The sequence below is a fragment of the Lysobacter sp. A421 genome, from assembly GCF_054052145.1.
Genome location: NZ_JBSVRL010000001.1, coordinates 862,365 through 882,947, shown reverse-complemented (window position 1 = coordinate 882,947; position 20,583 = coordinate 862,365). Strand labels below are relative to the sequence as shown.

The 20,583-nt window shown below is 64.9% G+C and carries 12 protein-coding genes; 11 read left to right on the top strand and 1 reads right to left on the bottom strand.

All coding sequences use genetic code 11. The features are described 5' to 3' along the window. The first annotated feature begins 38 nt into the window (after window positions 1-38). The 9 genes from ACW7G6_RS03940 (at window position 39) to ACW7G6_RS03900 (ending at window position 14,075) form a co-directional block, all read left to right on the top strand. Window positions 39-3,053 carry a TonB-dependent receptor domain-containing protein gene (locus ACW7G6_RS03940; protein WP_456979565.1) on the top strand — a complete coding sequence of 1,005 codons (3,015 nt, stop codon included), beginning with the start codon at window positions 39-41 and terminating at the stop codon, window positions 3,051-3,053. 3 nt (window positions 3,054-3,056) lie between these two features. Further along, window positions 3,057-4,805 (top strand): glucoamylase family protein, encoded by a 1,749-nt coding sequence (locus ACW7G6_RS03935; protein WP_456979564.1) that lies wholly within the window; start codon window positions 3,057-3,059, stop codon window positions 4,803-4,805. A gap of 25 nt (window positions 4,806-4,830) precedes the next feature. Next, entirely contained in the window at window positions 4,831-6,183 is a 1,353-nt protein-coding gene (locus ACW7G6_RS03930; RefSeq protein WP_456979563.1) for a sugar ABC transporter substrate-binding protein, read from the top strand. Then, window positions 6,180-7,058 carry a carbohydrate ABC transporter permease gene (locus tag ACW7G6_RS03925; RefSeq protein ID WP_456979562.1) on the top strand — a complete coding sequence of 293 codons (879 nt, stop codon included), beginning with the start codon at window positions 6,180-6,182 and terminating at the stop codon, window positions 7,056-7,058. The genes ACW7G6_RS03930 and ACW7G6_RS03925 overlap by 4 nt, the downstream gene beginning before the upstream one ends. 19 nt (window positions 7,059-7,077) lie before the next feature. Continuing rightward, window positions 7,078-7,899, top strand: coding sequence for a carbohydrate ABC transporter permease (locus tag ACW7G6_RS03920; RefSeq protein WP_456979561.1), 822 nt, complete (start codon window positions 7,078-7,080; stop codon window positions 7,897-7,899). Window positions 7,900-7,913: 14 nt separating this feature from the next. Further along, window positions 7,914-11,219, top strand: a complete 3,306-nt coding sequence (locus ACW7G6_RS03915; protein WP_456997579.1) for a discoidin domain-containing protein — start codon at window positions 7,914-7,916, stop codon at window positions 11,217-11,219. 107 nt (window positions 11,220-11,326) lie between these two features. Then, on the top strand, window positions 11,327-12,478 hold the full coding sequence (locus tag ACW7G6_RS03910; protein WP_456979559.1) for an SPFH domain-containing protein: 1,152 nt from the start codon (window positions 11,327-11,329) through the stop codon (window positions 12,476-12,478). 17 nt (window positions 12,479-12,495) lie between these two features. Beyond that, entirely contained in the window at window positions 12,496-13,803 is a 1,308-nt protein-coding gene (locus tag ACW7G6_RS03905) for a TFIIB-type zinc ribbon-containing protein (RefSeq protein WP_456979558.1), read from the top strand. Window positions 13,804-13,805: 2 nt separating this feature from the next. After that, window positions 13,806-14,075, top strand: a complete 270-nt coding sequence (locus ACW7G6_RS03900) for a hypothetical protein (RefSeq protein WP_456979557.1) — start codon at window positions 13,806-13,808, stop codon at window positions 14,073-14,075. A gap of 15 nt (window positions 14,076-14,090) precedes the next feature. On the opposite strand, the gene ACW7G6_RS03895 is transcribed toward ACW7G6_RS03900, so the two are convergent. Further along, window positions 14,091-15,449: a GH1 family beta-glucosidase gene (locus tag ACW7G6_RS03895; RefSeq protein ID WP_456979556.1), complete on the bottom strand. Its 1,359-nt coding sequence runs from the start codon at window positions 15,447-15,449 to the stop codon at window positions 14,091-14,093. A gap of 143 nt (window positions 15,450-15,592) precedes the next feature. Here ACW7G6_RS03895 and ACW7G6_RS03890 point away from each other — a divergent pair, with 143 nt between their 5' ends. Continuing rightward, window positions 15,593-16,696, top strand: a complete 1,104-nt coding sequence (locus ACW7G6_RS03890; RefSeq protein ID WP_456979555.1) for an ABC transporter ATP-binding protein — start codon at window positions 15,593-15,595, stop codon at window positions 16,694-16,696. Between the two features lie 346 nt (window positions 16,697-17,042). Next, window positions 17,043-20,546 (top strand): chromosome segregation protein SMC, encoded by a 3,504-nt coding sequence (smc, locus tag ACW7G6_RS03885; RefSeq protein ID WP_456997578.1) that lies wholly within the window; start codon window positions 17,043-17,045, stop codon window positions 20,544-20,546. Window positions 20,547-20,583: the final 37 nt, after the last annotated feature.

Here is a 20,583-nt window from a genome sequence, read left to right as displayed (position 1 = left end):
GGGTAGAGTCGATTGAACGCTGGATCGAGGAACTGCTAATGAAGCCGTGTCCGCATCGTCTCCGCCGTCCGACCCCGAGGCTGCTCGCCTGTGCATTGGCCTGTTGCCTCGCGTTCGCCGCCCCCACCGTACTTGCGCAGAGCACCGCCGCCACGATCCGTGGCCAGGTCACCCTTGATGCGGCGCCGGCCGACAATGCCCAGGTGACGGCGACCAACTTGGCCAGCGGACTGACCCGCAGCGTCCAGTCTTCTGCCGACGGCCGCTATTCGCTGGCAGGACTGCCACCGGGGAACTACCGGGTCGAAGTCACCGCCGGTGACCGCAGCAATTCCCAGGTGGTGACCGTGAGGGTTGGCCAGACGGCGACACTGGACCTGGCGGCAGGTGGGATGGCCGAGACCGGCCCGGTGGGCGAGGCTACTGAAATGGCGACGGTGCAGGTCACGGCGCACGCGCTGGTGGAGACCAAGACCTCGGAGGTGGCGACCTACGTCAGTCAGAAACAGATCGAGGCGCTGCCGCAGGTATCGCGCAACTTCCTGGCCTTCGCCGACACGGTCCCGGGCATGCAGTTCTCGGGCTCCGGGGAGAGTGGTTACACCAGTCTGCGCAGCGGCGCCCAGTCGTCCAACGGCATCAATGTATTCATCGATGGCGTCGGCCAGAAGAACTACGTGCTCAAGGGCGGCATCAGCGGGCAGGACAGCAGCCGGGGCAACCCGTTCCCGCAACTGGCGATCGGCGAGTACAAGGTCATCACCTCCAACTACAAGGCCGAATACGACCAGATCAGCAGCGCCGCGGTGACGGCGGTCACCAAGTCCGGCGGCAACCAGTTCGACGGCAGTTTCTTCTGGGACCGCACCTCGGACCAGTGGCGCGCGCCGACCGTGCGCGAGGACAAGGCCGGCGAGAAGGTACCCTCGAGCGAGGAGCAATACGGATTTGCCCTGGGCGGCCCCATCATCCAGGACAAGCTGCATTTCTTTGTCACCTACGAGGCCAAGGATTACTCCCAGCCGCGTGAAGTGCGTATCGGTGAGAACTTCACCGTGGACCAGTTGCCCGCGCACCTGCGCCCGCTGATTGGCAACAACCAGGCCACCTTCAACGAGGACCTGTACTTCGGCAAATTGAGCTGGCAGGCCAGTGACAGCCAACTGGTCGAGTTGACCGCCAAGCACCGGGTCGAGGAGGGCCTGCTGCTCGATAGCGGCGTCAATACCGCCAGCCGCGCCAAGACCGACAACAACGAGGAGACGCGGATCGACCTGCGCCACCAGTTCAACGCCGAGGACTGGCTCAATGACGTCCATCTCACCTATGAGGAAAGCTACTGGAGTCCACGCTCGAACGTGATCGCGCCCGGTTACCAGCTCTACACCTGGCCACTGGACGACGAGGGCAATCCACAGGAGCGGCTGGTGCTGGCCTCCGGCGGTGGCGCCGACTACCAGGACAAGGGCCAGGAAGGTTACGGGCTGCAAGACGATTTCACGTTCTTTGGCTGGGCCGGGCACACGGTCAAGGCCGGCATCAAGTTCAAGAGCGTCAAGGTCAGCTCCTTCGAGCAACAGCCGTACAACCCGCAGTTCCGTTACGACATCGCCGGCGACCCGATGCTGCCGTACCAGGTCAACTTCAATGCCAGCACCATTACCGGCGACCGCGCGATCAGTTCCCGCAACAAGCAGTTTGGTATCTATGTGCAGGACGATTGGGAGGTCAATGAGCACCTGATCCTGAACCTCGGCCTGCGCTGGGATTACGAGCAGACGCCGGGGTTCCTGGATTACCAGACCGATCCGGGCATCGCCGCGGCGCTGCGCGACTGGGCCAACCTCGACGGCGCCAACTACGACATCGAGAATTTCATCTCCACCGGCAGCAACCGCGAGGCGTTCAAAAATGCCTGGCAGCCACGGTTGGGGTTTTCCTACGACCTCAACGCCGACAGCCGTCATGTGATCTTCGGTGGCGCCGGCCGCTCCTACGACCGCAACCTGTTTGATTACCTGGCGCTGGAGCAAGCCAAGCACACCTTCCCCAGCTACCAGTACCGGTTCGACACTGCGCAACACGCCTGCGAGGTTGGCGTCGACAACTGCCTGGCGTGGGACCCGGCGTACCTGGATCCGGACCGGTTGGCGCAACTGGTGGCGGGAAATCCCAACCAGGGGGTGGAAATCAACTTGATCGACAACGACCTGAAGACGCCCTATTCGGATCAGTACAGCCTGGGCATGCGCAACATGATCACCCTGGGCGGCCACGACTGGGACAGCTCGGTCACCCTGGCCCATATCCGCAGCTACGACGGCATCTACTTCGCGCTGGGCAACCGGTATCCGAACGGTGACTTCCGCGACCCGGCCAAGCCCGACGCCACCTGGGGAAACAACCCGGAGAACAACCTGATCCCGGGTTACGGCAAACTGCTGATTGCCCGCAATGGTATCGAGACCAAGCTCAACAGCCTGCTGCTATCGATGAACAAGCCCTACACCCAGGACTCGGGCTGGGGGGTGACCATCGCCTATACCTACAGTGACGCCAAGGAGAACCGCCTCAACGCGGCCAATGCCGACGAGCATTATCTGTTCGACTACGGCGACCTGGTGGGGCAGCCATTCCTGCGCTCGGTGGGGATCGCCAAGCACCGCCTGGTGACCACCGGCATCTACGATGCACCGTGGGGGATCACCGTATCGGCGAAGCTGAGTCTGGCCAGTCCGGTCGCTCGCGATGCCACCAACTGTTACGCGGCGGCGACCTTCGACAATTGCTATTTCGATCCCTTCATCCCTGATGAGTCGATCGGGTTCAAGCAGTTCGACCTGGCGTTGCAGAAGGAATGGGATACCGGCAGCGAGCTGCGTTTGTGGGCGCGCGCCGACCTGATCAACGCCTTCAACTGGCGCAACTGGACCGACTACGACAACTGGCGTGGCGGGCCCGATGATCCCAACCTGACATTCGCTGAGCGCAATGGCGATGGGATTTTGTTGCCCACGCGCACCTTCAAACTGTCGTTTGGCCTGGACTGGTAACGCATGACGGTATCGCCCGTTTCGCCGCCGAGTGCCATAGAGCCACGTCGTGGCGGTGCGGGCCGGCTGGTTGCAGTGTTGCTGTGTTCGTTGTTGCTGTTTGCGTGTAAACCAGCGGAGCCGCCGAAGACCTCGGTCGAGGCGCGCCAGGAGCAGATCCAGCAGGCACAACAGACACAACAGGTACAGGTCACGCCGCCGGCCGAGCCGGTGGTGGAGGCGGTGCCGGAAAAGCCGGTGCTGCCCGAGCTGTTCGACGATATCGAGCGGCGTACGTTCCAGTTTTTCTGGGACACCACCAACGAGCGCAACGGCCTGACCCCGGACCGCTACCCGTCGCGCCCGTTTTCCAGTGTTGCCGCCATCGGGTTCGCGCTGACCGCCTACCCGATCGGGATCGAGAATGGCTGGATCAGCCGTACCCAGGCGCTCGACCGTACCCTGACCACGCTGAAGTTCCTGCGAGACATTCCCAGCGGCAAGGAGGCGACGGGCGACGGCGCATGGCACGGTTTCTTCTATCACTTCCTGGATATCGACAGCGGTGAGCGTTATTCCAGCTGGGTCGAGCTGTCCAGCGTCGATACCGGCCTGCTGATGATGGGCGTGCTGTTTGCACAGTCGTACTACGAGGGCGACGATCCGCGCGCGGTGGAGATCCGCGAGATCGCCGATGAGCTGTACCGCCGCGTCGAGTGGACCTGGCTGCAGCGCAACCCGCCGTTGATATCAATGGGCTGGTATCCCGAGAGCGGCTTCATCGAGTACGACTGGAAGGGCTACGACGAGGCGATGCTGTTGTACGTGCTGGCGTTGGGCTCGCCCACCCACCCGGTGGAGCCGGAGGCATGGACGGTCTGGACGCGGACCTACAATAACGTCTGGGGGGTTTACCAAGGCGAGGAATACCTGTCATTCGGGCCGTTGTTCGGCCATCAGTTCAGCCATGTCTGGATCGACTTTCGCGGCATCCGGGACGAGTACATGCGTGAGCGCGGGATCGACTATTTCGAGAACAGCCGCCGCGCCGCCTACGCCCACCGCGCTTACGCCATTGCCAACCCGATGGGCTGGAAAGGGTATGGCGAGAATGTCTGGGGACTGACTGCCAGTGACGGTCCGCAGAACACCTTGCAGGAGTATGCCGGTGAGCAGCGCCAGTTCCACCATTACACCGCCCGTGGCGCGGGGTTGAGCATCAACTTCGACGACGGCACGATTGCGCCGACGGCGGCGATTGCGTCGCTGCCGTTCGCGCCCGAGATCGTGATCCCGGCAACGGTGGAGATGCACAAGCGCTACGGGAGTTTCCTGTACTCCAGCTATGGGTTCCTGGATGCCTTCAACCCCAGCTTCAATTACGACATCCCGCTGAAGAACGGGCGCATCGTGCCGGGCAAGGGCTGGGTGTCCAGCGACTACATCGGGATCGATCAGGGGCCGATCCTGACCATGATCGCGAACTACCGCAATGATTTCGTCTGGGATGTCATGAAACGCAACAAGTACATCCGTGCCGGCCTGGAGCGCGCCGGGTTTACCGGTGGCTGGCTGGCACCGGAGCCGCAGCCGGAGTCGGAGTCGGAGTCGGAGTCGGAGTCGGAGGAAGGACAGGCGGAGGGGCAAGGCAAGAATCCTGCCCCGGCGCCAGCCGACCCGGAAGCCGCCGCTGCCCGTGCGATGGGGCAGGCCGAGGCACGTTCGCGGCAGCCACCCGCGGAACCCGCCCCGGTGCTGTTGCCGGTGCCGTGAGCGGCATGAAGATGCCAAGGTGAGCATGAAGCGGTGGATATCGGATACGGCCTGCGTCGGTGGCATTCTCTCGCTGGCCCTGTGCCTGTTGTTGCTGGCCGGCTGCTCGCGCGAGGACGACGGCAGTACCGTGGTCGAGTTCTGGGCGATGGGTTATGAAGGCGAAGTTGTCGCCGAGCTGGTGCCCCAGTTCGAGCGCGAACACCCGCACATCCGCATTGCGTTGCAGCAGCTGCCCTGGACCGCCGCCCATGAGAAGCTGCTGACCGCCTACGCGGGCGATTCCTTGCCGGACGTTTGCGCCATCGGCAATACGTGGATTCCCGAGTTCGCACTGCTGGGAGCGTTGACGGAGCTGGAACCGCACATCGCGGCGACCCCACAACTCGACCCGCAAGACTACTTTCCCGGCGCCTGGGACAGCGGCGTGGTGGACGGCCATACCTATGCGGTGCCGTGGTACGTGGAAACCCGCCTGCCGTTCTATCGGCGCGACTTGCTGCGCCAAGCCGGGTTCGACCAGCCGCCGACCACATGGGACGAATGGCGTACCGCGATGGCCGCGATCAAGCAGATGGTTGGCCCCGACCGGTACGCGATCCTGCTGCCGCTGAACGAGTTCGAGCCGCTGCTCAATTTGGCCATGCAACAGCCCGAGCCGCTGCTGCGCGACGGTGGCCGTTACGGCAACTTCCGCAGCCCGGGGTTCAAGCGTGCGCTGGCGTTCTACAAGGAGATGTTCGACAAGGGTTGGGCGCCGCAGGTCGCCAATACCCAGATCTCCAACGTCTGGGATGAGTTCGGGCGTGGCTTTTTCTCGTTCTACCTCAGCGGGCCGTGGAATATCGCCGAGTTCCGCAAGCGCCTGCCGGCCGAGCTGTCGGAGGCGTGGATGACCATGCCGCTGCCCGGCCCCGACGGCCCCGGTGCATCGGTGGCCGGCGGAACGAGCTTCGTAATCTTCAGCGACTCCCCGCACAAGGACGCGGCATGGGAGTGGATCAGTTTTTTGTCGCGCCCTGAGATCCAGGCCCGTTTCCATGCCCGCACCGGTGACCTGCCACCGCGACGCAGCGCATGGCAAAGCGATGCGCTGGTCGAGGATGTCTACGCGCGTGCCTTCCGCGACCAGCTGGAGCGCGCCAAACCCACGCCGAAGGTGCCCGAATGGGAGCGCATCGCCAACGAGATGCTGGTGGTCAGCGAACGCATGGTCGCCGGCCGGCTGAGCGTGGACGAAGCGGCCGCAGAGCTTGACCGTCGCACCGACGCGATACTGGAGAAGCGCCGCTGGATGCTGGACCGCGAAAGTGATCGCGACAACGACAGCGGCCGCGAAGTCGAGCCCGACAGCGACCCGGGGCAGGTTGCGCCATGAAGTCCTCAACCGCCGGCTGGATCTTCGCCGCGCCCGCACTCATCGTCATCGGCCTGTTTTTCGGGGTGCCGGTGTTCGCCGCATTTGCACTGAGCCTGACCGACTTCGACATCTACGCCCTGGCCGACATCGGCAACCTGCGTTTCGTGGGCCTGGGCAACTACATCGAATTGCTGCAAACGCCGCTGTTCTGGAAGGCGCTGGGCAATACGCTGTACTTCGTGGTGGTCGGGGTGCCGCTGTCGATCGCGGTGTCGCTGGGCGCCGCCTTGCTGCTGCACTCGAAGCTCGGGCTGCTGAAGCCGCTGTTCCGCACGGCATTTTTCGCGCCGGTGGTAACCACCGTGGTGGCGGTGGCGGTGATCTGGCGGTACCTGTTCCACACCCGCTACGGACTGGTGAACTGGGCGCTGTCGGGAGTCGGCGTCAACCCGGTCGACTGGCTCGGCGACCCGCACTGGGCGATGCCGACCATCATCGCGTTCGCGGTGTGGAAGAACTTCGGCTACAACATGATCATCTTCATCGCCGGCCTGCAGGCGGTCCCGGAGGATCTGTACGAAGCCGCGCGCATCGATGGCGCCTCGCGCTGGCGGCAGTTCTGGCATATCACCCTGCCGATGCTGGGGCCGGTGATGTTGCTGGTCACCATCCTGACCCTGGCCGGCTACTTTCAACTGTTTGCCGAGCCCTACGTGATGACCCAGGGCGGGCCGCTGCAGAGCACCGTCAGCGTGCTGTACCTGATGTACGAGGAGGGCTTCAAGTGGTGGAACCTGGGCAACGCATCGGCGGTCGCGTTTCTGTTGTTCGTGCTGATGACCACCATCACCAGCGCGTTGTTGTGGTTCGCGCGACGCAAGGGAGCCGAATGATGCGGGCCGGGGAGGGCGCATGAGCCCGCGCATCGCCCAGAGCATCGTCAACGGCCTGATGCTCGCGTTGGGCGTTTTGAGCCTGGCGCCGTTGCTGTGGATGGCGTCGGTGTCATTCATGCAGCCCGGGGAGGCCAGCAGCTTCCCACCGCCGTTGTTGCCGTCCGCGGCGACGTGGGGCAACTACCACGAGCTGTTCGCCAAGGCCGGGATGGGCCGCTACCTGTTCAACAGCTTCCTGGTGGCGACGTTGACCACACTGATCGCCGTGTTGCTCAACACCCTGGCTGGTTACGCCTTTGCGAAGCTGCGCTTTGCCGGTCGCGAGCCGGTATTCCGGGTGCTGCTGGCGGCGCTGGTGATCCCGGCGCAGGTGGCGATGATGCCGTTGTTCCTGATGCTCAAGCAGGTCGGGCTGGTGAATACCTATGCCGCGGCGATCGTGCCCGGCATGGCGGGTATTTTCGGCATCTTCCTGGTCCGCCAGTACGCGCGCTCGATCCCGGATGAACTTCTGGAGGCCGCGAGGATCGATGGCGCCGGCGAGTTCCGGATCTTCTTCCAGATCGTGCTGCCGGCGCTCAAGCCGATCCTGGTGACGCTCGCGATTTTCAGCTTTCTGGCCGCCTGGAACGACTTCATGTGGCCATTGATCGTGCTCAGTGATGCCGACCTGTACACGCTGCCGGTGGCGCTGGCGTCGCTGTCGCGCGAGCACGTGCAGGACAACGAACTGATGATGGCCGGCTCGGTGGTCACCGTGCTGCCGGTACTGGTGTTGTTCCTGGTGCTGCAGCGCTATTACATGCAGGGTTTGCTGGTGGGCAGCGTCAAGGGCTGAAGGAGGCACGATCAATGTATGCGTCCAGTCGTGTTGACCCGGAATTGACCGGCGGGAAGACCCGCGGTCGGGTCCTGCTTGCGTTCGGCTTGTTGCTGGTATCGGCGCAGTCGGTGCCGGTGCTTGCCCACGGCCAGGCGCGCACGCTGGATGGCTTCGACCATGCCGCCGACTGGAGCGTCGTCACCTCCGACCAGGTCAGCGGCAGCTTGCGCGAAGTCGATGGCATCCAGGGTCGCGCACTGTGTCTGGACTACGATTTCAATGGCGTCTCCGGTTACGTCGGCCTGCAACGTAAGCTGCCGATGGAATACCCCGCGGATTATCAGTTCTCGTTCCAGTTGCGCGGCGATGCACCGGTCAATGACCTGCAGTTCAAACTGGTGGATGCCAGCGGCGACAACGTGTGGTGGGTCAACCGGCCCAAGGTCGAGCTGCCGGCGCAGTGGACACCGGTGGTCTACAAGAAGCGCCACATCAGTCGGGCGTGGGGGCCGTCCCCCGATCCGGCAATGCACCGCAGCGCCAGCGTCGAGTTCACGGTCTACAGCAGCGCCGGCGGCGCCGGGGCCGTTTGTTTCGACAGCCTGGTGTTCCGGGAGCGGACGCCGGACGATGGCTCACCGTTGACTGCTACGGCGAGCGTCGAGGCGGGCGAGGGCGTGGGCGACGTCGAGGGCAAGGCTTCGGTCGACGCCGTTGCCGTGAGCGCCGTCACCGACGGTGACCCGGAAACCGTGTGGCGGGCGCGTTTCCAGGACGGCGCCGACCTGGTGCTGGACCTGGGCCGCCTGCGTGAATTTGGCGGACTGAGCCTGCAATGGGGTGACCGGCACGCCAGCGATTACGCCATCGCCTTGTCGAATGATCGCAGGCTATGGCGCGACGTCCGCCGGGTGACCGACGGCAACGGAGGTCGGGACTGGATCGCCTTGCCGGAGTCCGAGGCGCGCTACCTGCGTTTGCGACCGATGGGCGGCACGGACGCGGAGTTTGCGCTGGCCGGGATCACCATCGAACCACTCGGGTTTGCATCGACCCCGAACGACTTCATCCGCGCCATCGCCGCGACCGCGCCACGTGGCCATTACCCGCGTGGCTTCGTTGGCGTGCAGCCGTACTGGACCGTGGTCGGGACCGACGGCGGCGCCGAGCAGGGCTTGATCGGCGAGGACGGCGCGGTGGAAGTGGCACGCGGCGGCATCCGCATCGAACCGTTCGTGATCAGCGATGGCGAGCTGGTCAGCTGGGCGGACGTGGAGGCCAGCCAGTCGCTGCTCGATGGCTATCTGCCGATCCCGACCGTCGGCTGGCGTCATCCGCAGTTCGATCTGGCGATCACCCCCTTCGCCGAAGGCCGGCCCGGGCAATCGCAGCTGAGTGCCCGTTACGTGCTTACCAATACCAGCGGGCAATCCCGCGACTACACCCTGGCGTTGGCGCTGCGGCCGCTGCAGGTCAATCCGCCGTCCCAGTTCCTGAGCACGCCCGGCGGCGTCAGCCCGATCAACCGCTTGGCATTCGATGCTTCGGGAGGCTCGTTGTCGGCGCAGGCGGGCGTCTGGACCGTCAATGGCGAACGCAAGATTGCACCGTCACAAGTGCCCGATGCGACCATCGCCTCCACCTTCGATGCCGGCACGGTCGTCGAGCGACTCGCGGCAAGGGCGGCGACCGGATTCCAGGCCGATCCCGAGCCGCCCGACGATTTGGTCAAGGCCGGCATCCGTGCCCGGGTCGAGCACGACCCCACCGGCCTGGCGTCGGGCGCGATGTTGTACCGGGTCCGGCTGGCAGCGGGCGAGAGCCGCAGCTTCGACTGGCGCGCACCACTGACAGGCGATCTTGCGGTCGACGGCGTTCTGGCCGGCGATGCGGCGGCCCGGCAGGCCCGCGCAGCCATCGACTGGCACGACAAACTGGATCGGGTGACCCTGGAGGTGCCCGCTGCCGGCCAGCACGTGGTCGATACCCTGCGCACCGGATTGGCCCACATGCTGATCAGCCGCAATGGCCCGCAGCTGCGGCCGGGCACCCGCTCCTACGCCCGGACCTGGATCCGCGATGGCGCGATGATTTCCGAGGGCCTGTTGCGGCTGGGCCGCGGGGATGTCGCCGAAGCATTCGTGCGCTGGCACGCGCCGTATCAGTTCGATAGCGGCAAAGTCCCGTGTTGCGTCGACGACCGCGGCAGCGATCCGGTGCCGGAGAACGACAGCCACGGCGAGCTGATATTCACCATCGCCGAGGTCTACCGCCATCGCCGCGACCGGCAAGTGCTCGAAGACCTGTGGCCCCACGTGGCGGCTGCGGTGGGCTACATGGACCAGTTGCGCCTGAGCGAGCGCACCGCGGCCAACCGCGCCATCAACCCGGCGTTCTACGGCATGATGCCGGCCTCGATCAGTCACGAGGGCTACTCGGCCAAGCCGATGCACTCGTACTGGGACAACTTCTGGACGCTGCGCGGCTACAAGGACGCGGTGCTGATCGCGCAATGGCTGGGCCGTGATGCCGATGCCGAGCGGTTCGCGGCGTCGCGCGACCAGTTCCGCGCCGACCTGTACGCCTCCATCGAGGCGGCGACCGGGCAACACGATATCGACTACATCCCCGGCGCGGCCGAGCTCGGCGATTTTGACGCGACCTCGACCACCATCGCGCTGGCGCCGGGTGGCGAGCAGGGCCGGATGCCAACAGAGCTGTTGCACAACACCTTCGAGCGTTACTGGCGCGAGTTTGTCGGTCGTCGTGACGGCACCCGGGACTGGAAGGACTACACCCCGTACGAGCTGCGGACCGTCGGTACCTTCGTGCGCCTGGGCTGGCGCGAGCGTGCCCACGAAGCGCTGGCGTTCTTCTTCGCCGACCAGCAGCCGCCAGGCTGGAACCAGTGGGCCGAAGTGGTCTCGCGCACGCCGCGCAAACCGTTTTTCCTCGGTGACCTGCCACACGCCTGGGTGGCATCGGACTACGTGCGCTCCGCGCTGGACCTGTTTGCCTACAGCCGCGAGATCGACCAATCGCTGGTGATCGCCGCCGGCATCCCGGCCAGTTGGCTGGACGGGCAGGGAATTGTCATTGACGGTCTGCGCACGCCGTATGGCGAGTTGGGCTACACCTTGCATCGCGATGGCGACACGGTCCGGCTCAAGCTGCACCCCGGCATCCGGCTGCCGCCCGGCGGCGTGGTGCTGCGGTTGCCCAAGCCGATGACCGGCGGCAATGCACGCATCGATGGCGAGCCGCGTCCGTGGCAGGGGAGCGAGCTGCGAATCGACCGGTTGCAAGCCGACGTGGAGGTTGGGGTGTCGCCGTAACCCACGACCCGGAAGCCGCGGGGCTTCCTGATTGATAACTGTGCGCAGGTATAGTTGCCCGCAGCATGGCGGGTACAGTACCCGGTCACGAATCAGGGAGAGTTGGCATGGGGCTTGTTCAAGCAGTAGTGGGTTCGGTCAGTGGTGCGCTCGCCGACCAATGGAAGGACTTCTACACGGTGCCGGAGGGTTTGCCGTCGACCGCGGCGTTGTTCGCGGCGGTGCCGCATGGCACCAATGCAGGGCGCGGCTCCAATACCAAGGCGTCCTCGAACATCATCACCAACGGTTCGAAGATCATCGTGCCCGAAGGTTACGGGTTGCTGCTGTTCCAGGATGGCGCGATCACCGGTTTCGCGGCCGAGCCGGGCGGTTATGAATGGCGATCGGACGACCTCAACTCGAAGTCGGTTTTCGCAGGCGACGGACTTGTCTCTTCGCTGATCAAGCAGAGCTGGGAGCGCTTCAAGTTCGGCGGCCAGCCCGGTTCGCAGCAAGCCGCTTTCTTCGTGTCGCTGAAGGAACTGCCGAACAACCGCTTCGGCACGCAATCTGAAATCTATTGGGACGATGGCTTCCTGGGCACGCAGGTGGGCGCGGTGACGCGTGGTACCTACACGCTGAAGATCGTCGATCCGATCCTGTTCGTGAAGAATTTCGTACCGGCAGCGTATCTCCAGCCGGGCCAGGTCTTCGATTTCACCGACATCGACAATGCCGCCGCCAGCCAGCTGTTCAACGAAGTGGTGGGTTCGCTTGCGCCGGCCTTCAGTCTGTATACGAATGATCCGAGCAAGGGCAATCGCATCACCAAGCTGCAGCAGGATTCGATTGGCTTTGCCAAGAGCCTGTCCGACGCGGTGGAAAACGCCTATCAGTGGAAATCCGACCGTGGCCTGGCCATCTTCAAGACCGCCATCATTTCCATTGAATACGACCCCAATACGCGGGAACTGCTCAAGACCGTGCAACGCGCCGACGCACTGGCCGGTGCACGCGGCAATTCCAACCTGCAGGCCAGCGTCGCGCAGGGTATCCAGTCGGCGGGTGAGACCAGTGGCGCCGCAGGTGTCATGGGCATCGGGATGGCGAGCGGCATGATGGGTGGCCTGGGTAACTTGCAGCAACCGGTGGCACCAGCCGCACCCGCCGCGGCTGACCCGATTGCGAAATTGACCAAGGCGAAGGAAATGCTTGATCTCGGCCTGATTACCCAGGCTGACTACGACGCGGCCAAGGCCAAGGTACTGGGCCTGTAAGGCGGAGTCGCAGAACCATGCCGGATACCACTACGCCGCCGCGGGTGCCGCCTTACACCGGTCCCGGCTCGCCGCAGGATGTGCCGCCGCGACCGGGTAGTTTTCCTGTCGACCCGGACACGCTGCCCGAACCGATCCGCGACGAATTGCTGGCGCCCGATCCGGTCGCCATCGACACTTCTGCCACCGAGCTTCAGGACGGCCTCAACCGCTGCCCCAAATGCGGTGCCAGCGAGGTCCGGCAAAAGGCCGGCAGCGACCTGTTGGTCTGCCTCTTTTGCCGCCACCAATGGCAAGCCGAGCGGGTCGAGGAGGAATTCGGGCTCGGCGAAGGCCTTGACGAGCTCACCGGCACGGTGATCGCTTCGGGTGCGCGGGACATAGAGGCCGACGCCGCCAGCCTGATGAGCTTCAAGTGCACCGGCTGCGGCGCCGAGGTGACGATCAATACCGAAAATGCGATGACCGCGCGCTGTCATTGGTGCCGCCACGTTTTCGGCGTCAACGAGCAGGTGGCCAACGGCGCGGTGCCCGACGCGGTGCTGCCGTTCCACATCGGCAAGGACGACGCGGTCGCGCGTATCCGCCAGTTCGTGAACAAGCGACGCATGTTCGCGTTGAAGGAATTCAAGGAGCAGTTCACGCCCGAGAACGTTATCGGCGTCTACCTGCCGTACATGATCGTCGATGGCAACGCGAGCGCCGACGTCACCGGCCATGGCGAGATCCAGACGCGGCGTTACACGCGCGGCAGCGGCGACAAAAAAGAGACCTACTACGACGCCGACGTGTACCAGGTCGGCCGGCACGTGGACTTCACCGTGGACGACCTGCCAATGGAATCCTCCACTGAGCGCGGCAACCTCGACACGGGCAGCAACACCAACAACATCATCAACACGATCCTGCCGTTCGACACGAAGAACGCGGTGAAGTGGAACGCTTCCTTCCTGGCCGGCTTCAGCACGGAGAAGCGCGACCAGGATGTGGAGCACCTGCGCCCACGTCTGGAAGACCAACTGCTGTCGATCGCCCGCTCCCAGGTCGAAAAATCGGTGGACCGTTACGATCGCGGCGTGCGCTGGGAGCAGGAAGGCCTCACCGTTCACGGCACCCGCTGGGTGTCGATGTACCTGCCCGTATGGCTGTACTCGTACCACCAGCCGGGCAGCAACGGCGGCATGCTGCACTACATCGCGGTGAATGGTCGCACCGGCGAGACCATGGGCAGCGTGCCGGTGCAGCAATGGAAGCTCCTGCTGGCCGCGCTAACTGCCGGCAGCGTTCTCGAAGGCATTGCACTCATGATCATGATGGGGAATTAGTGATGGGCGACGACGGTGGTCTATGGCTGCTCCTGCTCGGTCCGGCAGGCGCCACCGGCCTGTACTGGGCCCTGTACCGGTATTACCGCAACACCGATAAATCCCATGCCTTCGAACGCGATACCGTCGTCGAAGCCAAGCAGGTGACCGGCACGGACCAGAAGGTCGACACGCTGAAAGGCACGCAGAGGAAGCGCATTGGTGGCGACAACGTCGCTGAGTACCGTAGGCGCGTGCAGCGTGTCGAGGACATTACCGAACAAGGGGAATAAGCATCCGGACGAGCGTTACGGCAACGGCTCATCCAGGTGCCGGCCGTGGCTGGCGATGACCTTGGCATACCAGCGCGCGCTGTCCTTCGGTGTGCGCTGCTGGGTGGCGTAGTTCACGTGCACCATGCCAAAGCGCTTGGTGTAGCCCAGTGACCATTCCAGGTTGTCCATCAGCGACCACAGCATGTAGCCGCGGATGTCGCAGCCGGCCGCTATCGCCTGGTGCACGGCGCCGATGTGCTTCCGCAGGTAATCGGTCCGCAACGGGTCGCGCACACGGCCATCCTCGGCGACCGGCGGGTCAAAGAACGCGGCGCCATTTTCGGTGATGTAGGTGGGGATATTGCCGTAGCGGTCCCTGGCCCAGGACAGCAGGTCGACCAGGCCCTGCGGGAACACTTCCCAGCCGGTCTCGCTGTAGGTGCCCAGCGGTTGCCGCACGGCGCCGGCGTTCAACGGGTAGCTGTCGTCGGCCCGGGTGACGCTGCGGGTGTAGTAGTTGATGCCGATGAAGTCGAGTTTCTGTTGGATCAGCTCGAGGTCCTGCGCCGGCCAATCCGGCCATGCGTCGCCGAATATTTCCTTCATCTCGGGCGGGTAATGACCGAGCAGGGCGGGGTCCAGGTACTGGCCATTCATATAGGCATGCGCGCGGGCGACGGCGGCATGGTCGTCGGGTGAGTCGCTCGCGGGGTACTTCGGCTCGATGTTCACCACCAGGCCGATCTCGTGTTGGCCGATGTCGCGGTAGGCCTTTACCGCCGCGCCATGGGCCCGCATCAGGTTGTGGCTGGCAATCGGTGCCTCGTAGCGGCTGCGGTGGCCGGGGGCGAGGGCACCGTGCAGGTAGCCGCCATCGGTGATCACCCACGGCTCGTTGAGGGTGACCCACTTCTTCACTCGGCCGTCGAGGGCGCGATACATGACGCTGGCGTACTCGGCGAACCAGTCGGCGCTGTCCGGGTTGAGCCAGCCCCCGCGGTCGTCCAGCGCCGCCGGCAGGTCCCAGTGGTAAAGCGTCAGCATCGGCTCGATGCCGTTGGCCAGCAGCTCGTCGACCAGGTTGGAGTAGAAGTCCAGCCCGGCCTGGTTTACCCGGCCGGTGCCGTCCGGCAGGATCCGCGACCACGACACGCTGAAGCGGTAGGCCGTCAGGCCCAGTTCGCGCATCAAGGCCACGTCGTCCTTCCAGCGCCGGTAATGATCGCAGGCAACATCGCCGGTGGCGCCGTCGACCGTCATGCCGGGGGTGTGGGCGAAGCGGGTCCAGATGCTTGCGCCGGCACCATCGGCCAGCGGCGAGCCTTCGATCTGGTGGGCGGCCGTGGCGGCGCCCCACAGGAAGCCGTCCGGGAAAACGCGTGCATCGCTCATGAATACTGGGTCTCTGGGAATTGACGGCCCGGCGACGGGGTCGACGGGTGGCGTGAGGGTGGTTGCGTGGCAGGATAGCCGAGGCAGGCGGGCCGCCGGCCGACCCATCGCGGTAACCTTGGGTCACAACCGCAGGAGAGTGCATGGCCAAGGTCAGCCTGGAGCGTGTGCGCAAGGTCTACCCGAATGGTCACGTTGGCGTTGCCGAGGCCAGCTTCGTGGTCGCCGATGGTGAATTGCTGGTGCTGGTGGGGCCGTCGGGCTGTGGCAAGTCAACGCTGCTGCGGATGATCGCCGGGCTGGAAACCGTGACCGCCGGACAATTGCGGATCGGCGAGCGCGTGGTCAACGACCTGCCACCCAAGGATCGCGACATCGCGATGGTGTTCCAGAGCTACGCGTTGTATCCGCACATGACGGTGGCGGAGAACCTGGGCTTCGGGCTCAAGCTGCGCGGGATGGCCAAGGCCGAGATCCGCGCCCGGGTCGGTGAGGCAGCCACGATGCTGCAGCTGGACGAGTTGCTGGAGCGCAAGCCGGCCGTGCTGTCGGGTGGCCAGCGCCAGCGGGTGGCGCTGGGACGGGCGCTGGTCCGGCAACCGCAGGTGTTCCTGCTGGATGAACCCTTGTCCAACCTGGACGCCAAGCTGCGCGCCGGGATGCGGGTGGAAATCGCGCGTCTGCATCGCCAGTTGGGTGCGACGATGGTGTACGTAACCCATGACCAGATCGAGGCGATGACGCTGGGGCAGCGGATCGTGGTGCTCAACGATGGCCTGATCCAGCAGATAGACACTCCGATGAACCTGTACGCCAAGCCGGCGAACCTGTTTGTCGCCACGTTCCTGGGCAGCCCGGCAATGAATGTGTTGCACGGCCGGCTGCAGCGTGACGACGACGGGTTGTCGCTGCACACCGCCGAAGGTGATCGCATCGGTCTGGACGGGGCTGTCAGTGAAGTCCCGGTGCCATGGCTGCAGCGCGAGGTGACGATCGGCTTCCGGCCCGAGCACCTGCAGCCGGCGACCGATGGAGCCAGCCCGAGTTTCGTGGCCGGGATCGAGATGCTCGAACCGGTCGGCAACGAGATCTTCGTCAACCTGCGCCATGGTTCCGACGCGCTGGTTGCGCGCTGTCCGCCCCAGGAGCTGCCCGGGGTGGGGGCGAAGCTGCCCTTGTCGCTTGCGGCGGGCAGCGTCCACTTCTTTGATCCCGACAGCGGCGAGCGCCTGGACGGTGATGGATGAACGTTCCTGGGGTCAGCGGCTTGAAGTCCATGGATCCCCGCCTTCGCGGGGATGACGGCTTGGTGTGGGGTGATGGCTTGTTGTGGGGTGACGGTTTGTTATGGGGTGACGGTTTGGTGTGGGGTGACGGTTTGGTGTGGGGTGATGGTTTGTTATGGGGTGACGGTTAATTGTTCAGACCTTCCCCGGGTGATCCGGCAGTCCGCCTTGGCCCGTTATACTTGCCGATGGGCACAGGCTTCTTCAGGGTCTTGTTTCATAGGATTCAACAGCTTGGGCGATATAGTTAAACTCATTTGGCATTAATGGAAGCGCCCGTGTGGCGCTCAAGAGGTTCCCGCGACGCATGCGTCTGTCCACGATCAAGCTGTCCGGCTTCAAGTCCTTCGTCGATCCGACCACCCTGCACCTGCCGTCGAACCTGACTGCAGTGGTCGGGCCGAACGGCTGCGGCAAGTCCAACATCATCGACGCGGTGCGTTGGGTGATGGGCGAAAGCTCGGCCAGCCGGCTGCGCGGGGATTCGTTGACCGACGTGATTTTCGCGGGCTCCTCGGCGCGCAAGCCGGTGTCGCAGGCCACCGTTGAGCTGGTGTTCGACAACTCCGACCACACCATCACCGGTGAGTACGGCGCCTTCGATGAGATATCGGTCAAGCGCCTGGTCAGCCGTGATGGGGGCAGCCAGTACTACCTCAATGGCAGCAAGTGCCGCCGACGCGACATTACCGATCTGTTCCTGGGGACCGGACTGGGTCCGCGCAGTTATTCGATCATCGAGCAGGGAATGATCAGCCAGATCATCGAGGCCCGGCCCGAGGATCTGCGCGTGTACCTGGAAGAGGCAGCCGGCATCTCCAAGTACAAGGAGCGTCGCAAGGAGACCGAGACCCGCATCCGGCACACCCGGGAGAACCTCGACCGGCTCAGCGACCTGCGCGAGGAGGTCGGCAAGCAGCTGGAGCATCTTGCCCGCCAGGCCCGCCAGGCCGAGCAATACCAAGCCATCCAGGCCGACCGGAGAATCCGGGACGCGGAATGGAAGGCGCTCGAACATCGTGCGCTGGACCGCAAGCTGCAGGGACAACGCGAAAAACTGGCCCAGCAGGAGACCCGCCTGCAGCAGTTGATCGCGGAGCAGCGCGAGGCCGAGCGGGAAATCGAGACCGGCCGGGTACGACGGGAAGAAGCCGCCGAGGCGCTGAGCAAGGCGCAGGCGAACAGTTACGAGGTCGGCGGCGCGCTGGCCCGGATCGAGCAGCAGATCCAGCACCAACGCGAGATGTCGACCCGGCTGCAGAAAGCGCGCGACGAGGCGCAGACCCAACTGGCGCAGATCGCCGAGCATATCGGCAGCGATCAATCCCGCCTGGATGTGTTGGCTGCGGCAATCGAGAGTGATGAGCCACGGTTGGAGCAGATGCGCGAGGAGGATGTCGCCCGCCAGGACGTCCTGCGCGATGCCGAGACCGCGCTGGCAGCCTGGCAGCAGCGTTGGGATGAGCACACCCGTGCCCAGTCCGAGGCGACCCGTGCCGCCGATGTCGAACGTACCCGGATCGAGCATCTGGACCGCCAGGCGCTGGAGGCGGACCGCCGTCGCGAGGCGTTGACCGCCGAACGCGCCGGTCTGGACCTGAGCACGCTGGCCGCGACGTTTGCCGAGCTGGAAGAGCAACACGAGACCCACAAACTGTCGCTGGACAGCCTGACCGACGCTGTGGAGGGCCGGAAATCCAGCGTCGACGGATTGCAGGAGCAACAACGCGCCACCCAGTCCGGGCTGGCCGACGTGCGCAAACAGGCACAGGCGGCGCGTGGTCGCCTGTCGTCCCTGGAGGCGCTACAGAATGCCGCGCTGGGCCAGGAACAGGGCGCTGCGACGGCCTGGTTGCAGGCACGTGGACTGGACTCGGCAACCCGGGTCGGCGAAGCGCTGGCGGTCGATGCGGGCTGGGAAAACGCCGTGGAAGACGCGCTTGGCCAGCTGATCGAAGGGGTATTGGTCGAATCTCCCGAGGCGTTGGTGGCGGCGATTGGCGAGCTGGGCGAGGGTCGTCTTGCGCTGGTGTCATCCCAAGCCGACCCGCTTGATGTCGCGCCGACTTCGCTGGCGTCCAAGGTGCGTGGCCCGGTGGCGATCCGCCGCCTCTTGTCCCGATTGCATGTGGCCGAGGACCTGCAAGCCGCGCGTGCGCTGCTGCCTGGACTGGCTGCAGGCGAGTCGGTCATCACCCGTAATGGTGAGCGCCTGGGCGCCGGCTGGATGCAGGTGTTGCGCTCGGGCGCGGCCCAGCAGGGCGCGTTGCTCCGGGAGAAGGAGATCCAGTCGCTGCGTGAACAGATCGAGGTCTTGCAGGAGCGCGAGCGCGAGTTGGACTCCGGCCTGAGCCAGTTGCGTGATCGCCTGCTGGCGGCCGAGCAGCAGCGCGAAGACGCCCAGCGCAGCCTGTACACGGCCCATCGCAGCGTCTCGGAGATGGCGGGCCGGTTGCAGAGCCAGCAGGGCCGCCTGGATTCGGCGCGCGGCCGGATCGAGAAGATCGAGCTTGAACTGACCCAGTTGGTCGGATCCCTGGACGACGCACACGAGCAGGGTCGCGAGTCGCGCTTCCGCCAGGAAGAGGCGGTCATGCGGATGACCGAGCTGGAGGATGCGCGGCTGGTGCTGGATGGCGAGCGCCGCCACCTGATGGAAGCCCGCGACCAGGCCCGCAACCTGGCCCATGAGTCGCGCGACGCCAGCCATGCGCTGGCACTGACCCTGGAGTCGCAACGCGCCCAGGTCACCTCGCTGGCCCAGGCGCTGGACCGGATGGGCGGCCAACGCGGCGTGCTCGACCTGCGCCTGGGTGAACTGGCCAGCCAGCTGGTCGCAGGTGACGACCCGGTGCTGGAGCTTGAGCAGCAGCGACAAGCCACCCTGGAGCAGCGGGTTCAGGTCGAGCACAAGCTCACCGCGGCGCGTACTGCCGTGGACGGTATCGACAATGATCTGCGCCGGTTCGAGCAGACCCGCCAGCAGCGCGACGAGCAGGCATTGGCGCAGCGCGAGGCGATCGGCCAGCGTCGGCTGGACCAGCAAGCGATCGTGCTGAAGGCCGAATCCCTGGCCGAGGACGTGGTTGAGACCGGTTTCGTGCTTGAGGATGTCGCCAATACCCTGACCGACGAGATGGAGCCTGCGGCATGGTCGAAGACGGTCAGCGAACTGGACGCCAAACTGCGCCGTCTGGAGCCGGTCAACCTGGCCGCGATCGCCGAGCATGCCGAAGCCGCCCAGCGCAAGGACTACCTGGATGCCCAGGACACCGATCTGACCACGGCGCTGGAGACCCTGGAAGAGGCGATCCGGAAGATCGACCGGGAAACCCGGGGCCGCTTCAAGGACACCTTCGACCGTGTCAATGCCGGCGTCCAGCAGCTGTATCCGCGCCTGTTTGGTGGCGGGCACGCCTACCTGGAGCTCACCGGCGAGGATCTGCTCGATGCCGGCGTGGCGATCATGGCCCGGCCGCCCGGAAAACGGGTGTCGAATATCTCGCTGCTGTCTGGCGGCGAGAAGGCGATGACCGCGGTGGCGTTGGTGTTTGCGATCTTCCAGCTCAATCCGGCGCCGTTCTGCCTGCTCGACGAGGTGGATGCGCCATTGGATGAAGCCAATGTCGGACGATTGGCGGCGATGGTCAGCGAGATGAGTGAACAGGTACAGTTCTTGTTCGTCAGCCACAACAAGGCGACCATGGAAGCAGCGCATCAGCTGGCTGGCGTCACCATGCGCGAGCCCGGTGTCAGCCGTCTGGTATCGGTGGACCTGGCCGAGGCCACCCGTCTGGCCGGTGCCGCCTGATGGGCGAGGCACCATTGCCCTACAACCGCACCAGCAA

Coding starts and splice junctions, on each gene's coding strand:
- ACW7G6_RS03930 (WP_456979563.1), top strand. CDS start 4,831: ATGAAGCGGTGGATATCGGATACGGCCTGCGTCGGTGGCATTCTCTCG.
- ACW7G6_RS03925 (WP_456979562.1), top strand. CDS start 6,180: ATGAAGTCCTCAACCGCCGGCTGGATCTTCGCCGCGCCCGCACTCATC.
- ACW7G6_RS03915 (WP_456997579.1), top strand. CDS start 7,914: ATGTATGCGTCCAGTCGTGTTGACCCGGAATTGACCGGCGGGAAGACC.
- ACW7G6_RS03905 (WP_456979558.1), top strand. CDS start 12,496: ATGCCGGATACCACTACGCCGCCGCGGGTGCCGCCTTACACCGGTCCC.
- ACW7G6_RS03900 (WP_456979557.1), top strand. CDS start 13,806: ATGGGCGACGACGGTGGTCTATGGCTGCTCCTGCTCGGTCCGGCAGGC.
- ACW7G6_RS03890 (WP_456979555.1), top strand. CDS start 15,593: ATGGCCAAGGTCAGCCTGGAGCGTGTGCGCAAGGTCTACCCGAATGGT.
- ACW7G6_RS03935 (WP_456979564.1), top strand. CDS start 3,057: ATGACGGTATCGCCCGTTTCGCCGCCGAGTGCCATAGAGCCACGTCGT.
- ACW7G6_RS03895 (WP_456979556.1), bottom strand. CDS start 15,449: ATGAGCGATGCACGCGTTTTCCCGGACGGCTTCCTGTGGGGCGCCGCC.
- ACW7G6_RS03910 (WP_456979559.1), top strand. CDS start 11,327: ATGGGGCTTGTTCAAGCAGTAGTGGGTTCGGTCAGTGGTGCGCTCGCC.
- smc (WP_456997578.1), top strand. CDS start 17,043: ATGCGTCTGTCCACGATCAAGCTGTCCGGCTTCAAGTCCTTCGTCGAT.
- ACW7G6_RS03920 (WP_456979561.1), top strand. CDS start 7,078: ATGAGCCCGCGCATCGCCCAGAGCATCGTCAACGGCCTGATGCTCGCG.
- ACW7G6_RS03940 (WP_456979565.1), top strand. CDS start 39: ATGAAGCCGTGTCCGCATCGTCTCCGCCGTCCGACCCCGAGGCTGCTC.